The sequence below is a fragment of the Saccharopolyspora sp. NPDC002376 genome (assembly GCF_053593195.1).
The window spans coordinates 17241-27453 of record NZ_JBSFBZ010000079.1 but is presented as its reverse complement, the minus strand read 5'-3'; the positions used below and the strand labels follow the sequence as shown (position 1 = coordinate 27453).

The 10213-nt window shown below is 68.0% G+C and carries 15 protein-coding genes and 1 pseudogene; 7 read left to right on the top strand and 9 right to left on the bottom strand.

Annotated features, from left to right (window positions below; translation table 11 throughout):
• On the bottom strand, window positions 1–978 hold a 978-nt coding region (locus ACWCO2_RS33560), incomplete at its 3' end, for a DMT family transporter (protein WP_450131818.1).
• 83 nt (window positions 979–1061) lie between these two features.
• Between ACWCO2_RS33560 and ACWCO2_RS33555 the strand changes: the two genes are divergently transcribed.
• From ACWCO2_RS33555 to ACWCO2_RS33545, 3 genes are read left to right on the top strand one after another with little or no spacing between them, the layout of a single operon-like run.
• On the top strand, window positions 1062–1943 hold the full coding sequence (locus tag ACWCO2_RS33555; protein WP_450131817.1) for a LysR family transcriptional regulator: 882 nt from the start codon (window positions 1062–1064) through the stop codon (window positions 1941–1943).
• A 49-nt stretch (window positions 1944–1992) separates the two neighbouring features.
• Window positions 1993–2460: a DUF7144 family membrane protein gene (locus ACWCO2_RS33550; protein ID WP_450131816.1), complete on the top strand. Its 468-nt coding sequence runs from the start codon at window positions 1993–1995 to the stop codon at window positions 2458–2460.
• A gap of 45 nt (window positions 2461–2505) precedes the next feature.
• Window positions 2506–2874 carry a TraR/DksA family transcriptional regulator gene (locus ACWCO2_RS33545; protein WP_450131815.1) on the top strand — a complete coding sequence of 123 codons (369 nt, stop codon included), beginning with the start codon at window positions 2506–2508 and terminating at the stop codon, window positions 2872–2874.
• Here ACWCO2_RS33545 and ACWCO2_RS33540 read toward each other — a convergent pair.
• Window positions 2860–3576, bottom strand: a pseudogene (locus ACWCO2_RS33540) (GlxA family transcriptional regulator); the annotation flags it as partial. The gene ACWCO2_RS33545 and the pseudogene ACWCO2_RS33540 sit on opposite strands and share 15 nt — an antisense overlap.
• A gap of 134 nt (window positions 3577–3710) precedes the next feature.
• Between ACWCO2_RS33540 and ACWCO2_RS33535 the strand changes: the two are divergent.
• Together ACWCO2_RS33535 and ACWCO2_RS33530 are read left to right on the top strand one after the other, a co-directional pair.
• On the top strand, window positions 3711–3953 hold the full coding sequence (locus tag ACWCO2_RS33535) for an SHOCT domain-containing protein (RefSeq protein ID WP_450131814.1): 243 nt from the start codon (window positions 3711–3713) through the stop codon (window positions 3951–3953).
• 291 nt (window positions 3954–4244) lie between these two features.
• Complete coding sequence (locus ACWCO2_RS33530; RefSeq protein WP_450131813.1) at window positions 4245–4472, top strand: hypothetical protein; 228 nt, start codon at window positions 4245–4247, stop codon at window positions 4470–4472.
• 48 nt (window positions 4473–4520) lie between these two features.
• Here ACWCO2_RS33530 and ACWCO2_RS33525 read toward each other — a convergent pair whose 3' ends face one another.
• Entirely contained in the window at window positions 4521–4823 is a 303-nt protein-coding gene (locus ACWCO2_RS33525) for a hypothetical protein (protein WP_450131812.1), read from the bottom strand.
• 260 nt (window positions 4824–5083) lie between these two features.
• Here ACWCO2_RS33525 and ACWCO2_RS33520 point away from each other — a divergent pair, with 260 nt between their 5' ends.
• Complete coding sequence (locus ACWCO2_RS33520; RefSeq protein ID WP_450131811.1) at window positions 5084–5353, top strand: GlsB/YeaQ/YmgE family stress response membrane protein; 270 nt, start codon at window positions 5084–5086, stop codon at window positions 5351–5353.
• An 84-nt stretch (window positions 5354–5437) separates the two neighbouring features.
• On the opposite strand, the gene ACWCO2_RS33515 is transcribed toward ACWCO2_RS33520, so the two are convergent.
• Window positions 5438–6247 carry an SAM-dependent methyltransferase gene (locus ACWCO2_RS33515; RefSeq protein ID WP_450131810.1) on the bottom strand — a complete coding sequence of 270 codons (810 nt, stop codon included), beginning with the start codon at window positions 6245–6247 and terminating at the stop codon, window positions 5438–5440.
• A 75-nt stretch (window positions 6248–6322) separates the two neighbouring features.
• On the bottom strand, window positions 6323–7498 hold the full coding sequence (locus ACWCO2_RS33510) for a multidrug effflux MFS transporter (protein WP_450131809.1): 1176 nt from the start codon (window positions 7496–7498) through the stop codon (window positions 6323–6325).
• Window positions 7499–7978: 480 nt separating this feature from the next.
• Between ACWCO2_RS33510 and ACWCO2_RS33505 the strand changes: the two genes are divergently transcribed.
• A complete protein-coding gene (locus ACWCO2_RS33505) occupies window positions 7979–8260 on the top strand; it encodes a metal-sensitive transcriptional regulator (RefSeq protein ID WP_270952635.1) in 282 nt (93 codons plus the stop codon).
• Window positions 8261–8410: 150 nt separating this feature from the next.
• Here the strand turns inward: ACWCO2_RS33505 and ACWCO2_RS33500 are convergent, their stop codons facing one another.
• The 4 genes from ACWCO2_RS33500 to ACWCO2_RS33485 all read right to left on the bottom strand — a co-directional run bounded on the left by ACWCO2_RS33500 (window position 8411) and on the right by ACWCO2_RS33485 (window position 10078).
• Window positions 8411–9016, bottom strand: a complete 606-nt coding sequence (locus ACWCO2_RS33500) for a DUF305 domain-containing protein (RefSeq protein ID WP_450131808.1) — start codon at window positions 9014–9016, stop codon at window positions 8411–8413.
• A gap of 80 nt (window positions 9017–9096) precedes the next feature.
• On the bottom strand, window positions 9097–9471 hold the full coding sequence (locus ACWCO2_RS33495) for a DUF6153 family protein (RefSeq protein ID WP_450131807.1): 375 nt from the start codon (window positions 9469–9471) through the stop codon (window positions 9097–9099).
• A gap of 35 nt (window positions 9472–9506) precedes the next feature.
• On the bottom strand, window positions 9507–9788 hold the full coding sequence (locus ACWCO2_RS33490; protein WP_450131806.1) for a metal-sensitive transcriptional regulator: 282 nt from the start codon (window positions 9786–9788) through the stop codon (window positions 9507–9509).
• 62 nt (window positions 9789–9850) lie between these two features.
• Window positions 9851–10078, bottom strand: coding sequence for a hypothetical protein (locus ACWCO2_RS33485; RefSeq protein ID WP_450131805.1), 228 nt, complete (start codon window positions 10076–10078; stop codon window positions 9851–9853).
• Window positions 10079–10213 lie beyond the last annotated feature (135 nt).

Here is a 10213-nt window from a genome sequence, read left to right as displayed (position 1 = left end):
CTGGCCGGGCTGCTGTTGGGCGGGCCGATGATCGTGGGGTCGCTGTTCGACGTGATCGCCCGGGATCCGCGCGCCGCGTCGAAGTTCCGCGCGAGCGCCGACGAGGCAGATCGCGCCGCCGAGCAGGGTGTAGGTCGTCGGGACTTCCGACAGCAGCAGCCAGGACAGCGCGGCAGAGACCGCCGGAACGACGTAGGTCGTGGCGGTGAGCCTGCCCGCGCTCATCCGGCGCATGGCGTAGGCCCAGGTGGTGAAGCCGACCGCGGTCGGGAACAGTCCCAAGTAGACGGAGCCGAGGATCGCGCTGAGCGGGGCGGTTTGGAGTTCGGCCAGCAGCTGCGGGGTCCACGGCAGGAGCACCGCGGTCGCGACCAGGCAGCCGAGCCAGATGGCGACCAGGCCGTCGATGCCGTGCAGCACGGCCTTCTGGATCAGCGCCCCCGTCGCGTAGAGGACGGCGGCGACCAGGCACAGCACCACGCCCATCCAGTCGCGGTGCCCGGCCGAACCGAACGCGATGATCGAGAGCCCGCCCAGGGCGACCAGGGATCCGGTGATCAGCACCTTCGAGTAGCCCTCGCCCAGGAACAGCCCCGCGCCGAACGCGACCAGCAGCGGTGCGATGTTCACCAGCAGCGCGGCGGTACCCGCATCGATGTGCAGTTCCGCGGTGTTGAGCACCACTGTGTAAGCAGCCAGCCAGAGCACCGAGTACACCGCGACGAGCACCAAAGTCCGACGCGACTTCGGCACCGGCGGGCTGCCGCGGAACCTGATCAGCACCAGGATGGTGAGCGCGGTCGCCGCGACCGCGAGGCGCAGCAACGCCATGGGTGCGGGGGAGAGCGACTGCCCGATGCTTCGGATCGCCACGAAGGACGAAGCCCACAGCACCACGGTCACGAGGGCGGCGGCAGCGGCTCGGTTGCGCTCTTCGGTGGCGGGAGCGGATTCGAGGGTCTGGGTCTGTCCGGTCACGCCAGTTATCGTCACCAACCCAAAACGAAAGGACAAGTGATTATTTCTACCGAAAAGTTAAGCATTGCTGTACTGTTCTGAGTGTGCTTGACCTGCCAAGACTGCGCGTGCTCCGGGCGGTCGTCGCCACCGGATCGATCCGCGCGAGCGCTGCCGCGCTCGGCTACACGCCCTCCGCGGTGAGCCAGCAGCTTGCCTCGTTGCAGCGCGAGACCGGACTGCAGCTGTTCGAGCGGGTCGGTCGCGGAATCGAACCGACCACCGCAGGCCAGACCCTTGCGGCCGAAACCGAGCCGCTGTTCGCCGCGGTCAGCCGACTCGAAGGCGTCGTCGGCGACCTGCGCGCCGGACGCATCGGCAGCCTGTCGATCGGTTACTTCGGCACCGCCGGGGCGACCTGGCTGCCCTCGATCGTCGCCGCGCTGCGCACCGAATTCCCCGAGCTGCGGCTGGAATTGCGGCTGACCGAGCTCGACCCGTCCGATCCGGACATCGACATCTTCGTCGAGCGGCCCGGCACCGAGCACCCGCCGCAGGTGGAGGTGCGCCACCTCGCCGACGACCCGTACCTGGTGGTCGTCCGCGACGACGATCCGCTGGCCGAGCTCGAGGAGGTGCCGCTGGCCGAACTGGCCGAAAGGCACTGGGTGGACAACGACTTCGCCGTCGGAGCGTGCCGGCAGGTGCTCCTGGAAGCCTGCGCCGAGGCGGGATACGCGCCTCGCTTCGTCGTGGAAACCCGCGACTACCAGACCGCGATCCCGTTCGTGGCAACAGGAATCGGTGTCACGGTGATTCCGCGCCTGGGCATCGGGAACCTGCCGGCCGGGCTGACCGCGGTCCCCGTGGTGGCACCGGCGCCGGTTCGCCGGATCAACGTCGCGGTGAAGAAGCCGGTCGCCGACCACCCGGCCGCGCGGCGCACCGTCGAACTGCTGCACGAGCTCACCGCCGGAAACTTTTGAACCTAGCGCGTTGTGGGCACTCCTGTTGCACGAGCGATGGGAGGGAGTCATGACTTCCGAACCGAGCGCAGGGCGGACCGAGCAGCGCGCCGGGACGACGCACGGCACCTGGGTGCTGGCCAGCTCGCCGCCCGCCGGGGCGCCAACGGGATGGCTCGCCTTCGCCGGCTCGATGCTGGGGCTGCTGGGAATCTTCAACATCGTCACCGGGATCACCGCGCTGGTCCGCCCCGGATACTTCCTGGTCAACCCCACCCGGCTGCTGGTGTTCAACTACCCGATCTGGGGCTGGATCTGGGTCGCCTTCGGTCTGGTGCAGGTGGCCGTCGGCATCGGCGCGGTGTACGGCAGGGGCTGGGCCCGCTTCATCGGCATCGATCTCGCCGCGCTGTGCGCGATCGGGCACCTGGTGTTCCTCACCGCCTTCCCGCTGTGGTCGGTCCTGGTCATCGCCATGTCGGTGATGGTCATCTACGGCCTGGTCGTGCGAAGCCCAGCACCCGCACGAGGGCACTGATGACCTGTTCGGAATAGCGCCCTGACCTGCGACGTTCTTAGCCGCATGCAGGACCGTTCGACGCAGGACGCCTCCGGGACGCAGGAGTTGCTGGCTCGGGAGCGCGCGAACGCCCTGGCCAGGGTCGAGTCGTTGCGGCGCCACCTCGCTGAGATCGGTGACGTTTCGACCTGGTCCGGCACCGACGACGAGCACGACCCGGAGGGGGCCACGCTCGCCTACGAGCGCGCCCAGGTGCAAGGCCTGCTCTCCGATGCTCGTCGCGACCTCGAAGCGCTCGACCGCGCGGTCTCGAGGCTGGAGAAGGGCACCTACGGAATCTGCGAGCGCTGCGGGAAGGACATCGCCCCGGAACGGCTGGAGGCATTGCCCGCCGCGACCACGTGCATCAGCTGCGCATCACTTCGGCACTGAGTCGACGGTGTCGGCGAACGTTCGGCGGTAGTCGCGCGGTGTCACGCCGACGATGCGGCGGAAGTGGTGGCGCAGCAGGGAAGCGGTGCTGAACCCGGACTCGCGCGCGATCTGCTCGATGCCCAGCTCGGTGTCCTCCAGCAGCCGACGCGCGTGCAGGACGCGCTGCGTGGCCAGCCACTGGTTCGGCGTCGTGCCGGTCTCCGCGACGAACCGGCGCGCGAACGTGCGCGGCGACATCTGCGCGCGTGCGGCGAGAGCGGCGACGCTGTGCTCGACGTCCAGGGTTTGCTGCATCCAGGCCAGCACAGGTTCGAGGCTTTCGCCGGTGCATTCGGGCACGGGCAGGTCGATGAACTGCCGTTGGCCGCCGTCCCGCTGCGGCGGCACCACCATGCGTCGGGCGATCCGCGTCGCAGACGTGGAGCCGAGCTCGCGGCGGACCAGGTGCAGGCAGGCATCGATGCCAGCTGCGGTCCCCGCGCTGGTAACCACGTCGCCGTCGTCGACGTAGAGCACGTCCGGGTCGAGCTCGGCGGTGGGGAAGCGGTGGCGGAACTCAGCGGCGTAGAACCAGTGCGTCGTGCAGCGGCGACCGTCGAGGAGCCCGGCCGCGCCGAGCAGGAACGCGCCGGAGCACACCGACAGCATCGTCGCCCCGCGTGCCGCGGCTGCCCGGAGTCCGTCGAGCACGTCCTGCGGGGTTCAACCGTGCACGGTCAGCAGCGCCGCGTACGTCGGGTGCGGTACCGCGAGTGTCGCTCGCTGACGGACGACTCGGTGCCTCGGCAGGCCGATGCTGGATCCGACGTTGGAACGGGTTCGGAGGTGTCGTGATGTTGACCGAGTTCATCGCCCAGTGGGGTCCAGGCATGCACGGAGGTCCCGGGTGGTTCATCGGGCCGTTCTTCTTCCTGCTGTTCATCGCCCTGATCGCCACCGTCATCTTCCTCGCGGTGCGCCGTCGACCGCGCCGGAAGGCCGCGGGTGACCGGGCGAAGGAAATCCTTTCTGAGCGCTATGCCCGTGGGGAGATCAGTTCCGAGGAGTACCGGGAACGGCTCGACGGCCTGAGCTGATCCCGGGAGAAGCGCGGACGCGGTTGGTTTCCGCTGGTCAGGGAAATGGTGGCAGCCACCGCGTTCTGCGCGTCCCGAGAAATGGTGGAGAAGGAACAATCATTGATTTTTAATGGTGAATTTCCAACGTCTCCCCGTTCGGGGGACGACGTTCTCGGCCGTGGCGGGTTACCGTCTGGACAGTGCGCACGACCCCCGGATTCGTCCGGGGACAACACTGGGGGGAGAGGTCGGGGGCGGCGGTACATCGCCGTCCCCCGACCGCTTGATCGACCACGGGAGTGGTCTGCGATGGATCTGATCACGAGGTGCAGCGAGCTCCCGCACGAGAAGTTGTGCGAGGAGATCCGGATCGCCGGACTGGCCTACAAGCAGGCCTTGGACGTCGGCTCGAAGGCCGACGTGGAGATGGCCGAATCGGTGCTGAACTGGTTCCTGGACGAACTCGCCGACCGGTTGCGGGGCAGCACCGCGCCGATCGCCCACGACAGCCGGGAGGACGAACCGGTCCCGCAATGACCGGTCGGGCTCTGCGGCCTGATGCCGCACGTCCCGGATCGGTGCAGGTCAGTGCATGTTGCGGGAGGCCATGCGGGATCCCGGTTCGGAAAGCCGGCCGCGAGCGGTCACCAGCGCGGTGCGGGCGTCTTCCCAGGCGCCGTGGGCGAGGTGCTCGGCTGCGGTGCGGACAGCGGTCGCCGCATCAGCGGAGATCTCTATCTGCGGGTGCTCGTCGAGCATGTTGACTGCGCGGGTCAGCTCCTGCTGCGCTCGGTCGGCCGGGTTGTTCGGAGCGGTCAGTAAGTCGATGAAGGCTGTGTCCACCGCGTCGCGAAGGGCCGCCTCGGTCGAGCTGTGCTGGGCAGTCACGAGCCGGAAGTCTATGCGCTGACCCCGACACTCTTCGCCGAAGATCACCCACTCGAGTGGTCCTCGGGGAGTCGATCATCACGATGAGCTGTGAGATCGGATCCCGGGTGATCGAGCCGTCGTCCTCCGTGGCCGTTGCGCCGTTCGCCGTGGGTTGAACATGTCCATTGAGGACGTCCGGGTGGATTTCCGGCACTGATCGACGCGTAACCTGGTTGATGATGTTGTTCGCCAGCGAACCCGGGAAGTAGGGGAGAGCGATGTTGTGGACCATCCTCGGATGGGTCGTCTTCGGCCTGATCGCGGGCTTCATCGCCAGGGCGATCGTGCCGGGCAAGGACGACATCGGCCTGCCGGCCACGCTCGTGCTCGGCGTCGTCGGTTCCGTCGTCGGCGGGTTCCTGTGGGGCCTGCTCACGGTCGGCTTCCGCGGCTTCCAGCCGGCGGGCTGGATCGGCTCGGTGGTCGGCGCGGTGATCGTGCTGGTGATCTACAACAAGGTCACCGGCCGCAAACGCCGCCGAAGGTAGGCCGCTCGAAGCGAAAAACCGCGGTTCCGGTGGAGATCGGAACCGCGGTTCTTGCGTTGGGGCTGAGTCAGCGCGAGGCGGTGATCACAGCTTGCGGCCGACGCCGGCCAGCCCGGTGAGCCGCTCGGGGTGCTCCCCGACCTCGGTCGGCGCGACTGGGCGCCACTCCGGCAGGAAGACCACTCCCGGGTCCACCAGGTCCAACCCGTCGAAGAAGCGGGTCACCTCGGCCTGCGAGCGCATCGTCAGGGGCGTCGTGGTGCGCTTGCGGTAGAGGTCGGCGTGTGCGGGTGCCACGTCGGGGCGGCCCTCGTTGGAGGCGTGCGAGATCACCAGGAAGCTGCCTGGCGCCAGCGCCTCCTGGTAGCGGTTGACGACCTTGTGCGGCTCGTCGGAGTCCGGCACGAAGTGCAGCACCGCGACCATCATCAGCGCGACCGGCTGGCTCAGGTCCAGCAGCTCGGCGACCTCCGGACTGCCGAGCACCCGCTCCGGATCGCGCAGATCGGCGTCGACGATCGACGCGTCGGGGTTGTCGCTCAGCAGCTTCTTGCTGTAGGCGACCGCGACCGGGTCGGTGTCGACGTACACCACGCGCGAACCGGGCGCCGGCTGCTGGGCGACCTCGTGCACGTTGCCGACGGTGGGGATGCCCGAGCCCAGGTCGAGGAACTGGCGGATGCCCTGCTCGACGCAGAACTGCACCGCGCGCCGCAGGAAAGCGCGGTTGGCCTGCATCACCAGCGGCAGGTCCGGCCACATCTCGATCGCTTCCTCGGCCATCTGCCGGTCGATCGCGAAGTTGTGGTCGCCGCCCAGGTAGTAGTCGTAGACCCGCGCCGCGTTCGGCTTCTCCAGGTCGATGTGCCCGTGCTCGGGCGACACCTCGGACATCCAGTTCCTCCTCACGGCCGGGCGGTGCATTCCAGCCGCCCAGTCGTGATGCTAATCGCGCCCGATATGCCTGGGCTAGACCGCGTGTTCGGTTGAGTTGCCGAGCCGGACCACGACGCCCAGGGCCACCAGGGCGACCGCTGCGCCAGCGGTCATGGTGATCGCCATCGCCGGACCGTCGTTGCCCAGTACGCCGACCAGCGGTGCGATCAGCGCGCCGAGTCCGAACTGCGCGGCGCCGAGCAGCGCGGCCGCGGTCCCGGCGGCTTCGCCGTGCCGGGAGAGCGCGAGCGCAGGTGCGTTGGGCAGCACGAAACCCATTGCGCCCAGCACCAACCAGATCGGCACGATGAACCCGTAGAGCCCGCTGGTGCCGGTCGTGGTCAGCGCCGTCAGGACCAGGCCCGCAGCGGTGGCCGCGACCAGCGCGGAGAACACGATCTGCTTGGGGCTGTAGCGGTTGAGCAGAACGACGTTGAACTGCGATGCACCGATCAGCGCCACCGCGCCGACGCCGAAGACCACTCCGAACGCCTGCTGGTTGAGGCCGAACTGCTCCTGGAGCACGAACGACGAGCCCGAGATGTAGGAGAATAGCGCGGACATCGCCAGCGCCGCGACGATCGCCAGCAGCACGAAGTCGCGGTCGGTGATCAGCTGCCGGTAGGTGTGCAGCACCGGGCGGAACTGCGCGGCCTGACGGCGTTCCGGCGGCAGCGACTCCTGGAGCGCGAAGATCGCCACCACCAGCAGGATCGCGCCGAGGACCGCCAGCGCGCCGAACACCCCGCGCCACGACCCGGTCAGCAGGATCGCCCCGCCCAAGCTCGGGGCGAGGATCGGTGCCACGCCCATCACCAGCATCAACCGCGAAAGCGCGGTGGCCGCGGCGTTGCCGGTGAACAGGTCGCGGACTACGGCCAGCGCGACGACCATGGTCGCGGCCGCGCCGACGCCCTGCAGCGCGCGCAGCGTCCCGAGCGCCGCGATGTTCGGGGCGAACAGGCACGCCAGCGACGCCAGGATGTGCAGCGCAGTCCCGGCGATCAGCGGTAACCGGCGGCCGACGATGTCGGAGAACGGGCCGATCAGCAGTTGGCCGATGCCGAGGCCGAGCAGGGTGCCGGTGAGGGTGAGCTGCACGGTGGAGGCGCTGGCCTGCAGGTCGTTGCCGATGGCGGGCAACGCGGGCAGGTACATGTCGATGGTCAGCGGGCCGAGGGCGATCAGCGCCCCCAGCACGACGATCACCCGGAAACGGTCGAATCCGGTCGGCTCTTCGGTCGCAGGTCGCGCGTCCCGTGCCGCCGGAGGGCATTGCACCGCAACGTTGTCCATCGTTGCCTTTCGAATTCGCTTGGAACGGCGGAAGAATCTGACGCGCTCTCCAGCGATGGTCGCGATCACTTTGTTCCCGGGGAGGTGGAGAACTTGCTGTGATACGGACTACATTGGTTCGAAATCGCCGCTATATCGGGATTTTCCGTGCAGTACGTTAACGGCGCTAAAAGTCTATTGTGGAACGTATTCCCGGTTTCGGTAAAAGTGCGATGAACTTTCCAGGTCCACCTCGGGGTGAACTGCGGGCCGCGATTTCCTGGAACGTTGGTACGGGCGCGGTCGCCGTCGGGGCGACGTGGTTTTGCGCTCCTGTGCCGAGACGGCTCGGCTCGGTGCCTGCCGGAGGGTAGGATTCCCAGGTTTGGCGAGGCCGGTGAAGTGGAGCGGGCGATGCACGGGTACACCGAGGACAAGGACAGCTACCTCAAGCGGCTGGCGCGCATCGAAGGACAGGTCCGCGGCCTGGCCAGGATGATCGAAGAGGACAAGTACTGCATCGACATCCTCACCCAGATCTCGGCCGCGACGAAGGGGCTCCAGGCGGTCTCTCTTCGTCTGCTCGACGAGCACCTCAAGCACTGCGTCGCCGAAGCCCTCGCGGAGGGCGGCGAGAACGCCGACGAAAAGGTCCGCGAGGCCAGCGAAGCCATCGCCCGCCTGGTCAAGTCCTGACGGGCGGGGTGTCAGTTCTGCCTAGAACTGACACCCCGCCCCACGCGTGGAGCGCCCGGTCAGTTTTGACAAAACTGCCGTTCCCCGTGGTGAGTGCTGCTGGTCGTGAGGTGGGCCGGGGACGGTTGGTGGCCGCCCCCGGCCTGGTGGTCAGCTCTGCGACAGCAGGTTGCGCATGGTGTCGATCTCGGCCTGCTGGCTGTCGATGATCTGCTGGGCCATCTGCTTGGCCGCCGGGAACTGACCGCCGGACAGCTCCGCCTGCGCCATGGTCACCGCACCCTCGTGGTGCTTGATCATCATGTCCAGGAACATGCGGTCGAACTCCGTGCCCTTGGCCTGCTCCAGCTGCTTCATCTCGTCGGCGGACATCATGCCGTCCATGCCGCCGTGGTCACCGCCCATGTCGTGACCCATCGAGCCGTGGTCGGTGCTCGGCGCCTCGACGCCCCAGTCGCGCAGCCAGCCGGTGAGCGTCTGGATCTCCGGTCCCTGTGCCGCCTCGATCTGCTTGGCCAGGTCCTTGACCTGCTGGGACTGCGACCGCTCCGGAACCAGCTTCGACATCTCGATGGCCTGCTGGTGGTGCGGGATCATGCCCTGGGCGAAGGTGACGTCGGCGGCGTTGTTGGCCGCCTGCTCCTGGCTCGCCGGGGCCTGCGGGGCGGTGCCGGCTTCCTGGCCGTTGCCGCAGCCGGCCAGTGCGATCGCGGCGACCGCGCTGATCGCGATCGCGAATGCGCGCGTGCGCTTCATCGTTTTCCTCGTCTTTCGTGAGCTGGATCGGGAATGCGTCATCGAGCCACGGCGGGATGCCGTGGCCGATCAGCTGCCGATCAGCGACGAAGCACGCACAGCGCCGCGAGTCTTCGTGGAACGGGTAACGGCGGAGGGAGAAGTGCTGGCAGAGCTGCTGCGAGGTATCTCGGCGCCACGGCCGCTGCGCGGATGGCGCGCCTGAGCTGGGGGAGCAACAGCACCAGGAAGCCGAGCATGATCGCCAGGCACAGGTGCAGCGCGCTGTGATCATCCGGGGCTGGCGCGGGCTGTTCGTGATGCTCGGCCGCTCCCATGTGCATGGCGACTGCGGCCGGCGGGTGTGGCGCGTGGGTCTGCTCGTGCTGCTGTGCTGGGACGTGGTGCATGAGCACGACGCAGAACGCGAGGACCACCAGAAGTCCCCAGCGGAGCAGACCCGGACGTTCGCGCACGTCGCCTACCGTACCGGGGCTGGGTTTGCCGAGCGTCAGGACTTCACCAGTCGGGCGATGGCGTCGCTGGCCTCGCGGATCTTCTCCTCGGCCTGCTCGCTGCCCTCGGTCAGAGCCTCGGACACGCAGTGCTTGAGGTGTTCGTCCAGCAGTCCCAGCGCCACGGCCTGCAGGGCCTTGGTGGTGGCCGAAATCTGGGTGAGCACGTCGATGCAGTACTCGTCGTTGTCGATCATCCGCGCCAGACCGCGCACCTGACCCTCGACCCGCCGCAGCCGCTTGGCGTAGCTGTCCTTGTCGTGCGTATAGCCGTGCATCGGCGCCTCCCCGGAGTCCCGACGCCTTTATACCCCAGGGGGGTACCGATCGGCAAAGTCGATCAGATGAAGCCCTCGGGCTTGACCGGCGCCTTTGCGGAGTCGGGGTTCTCCCGCTCCTTGCGTGCTAGCCACAGCACGCCGCCCAGCTGGATCAATGCGGCGCCGCCGGTCAGGGCGACTGCGATGACGGCGTAGATCTGCCAGCCCGAGATGAAGCCCAACACCACCGCGATGACGAAGAACAGCAGCGTGCGCACCAGCACGGTGGTGAGTTGGTTCTTGCTCATCAATCAGGGCCTTCCTCGTTCGCGTCCACCTCGAGTGTAGGCGGGTCGGCGTCCGCGCTGGTCGTGGGCAGGTTGCGGCCGGGGCCCGTTGAGGATTGACGCGCGGACCGGGCGATCCTATTTTTGCCAACAGGT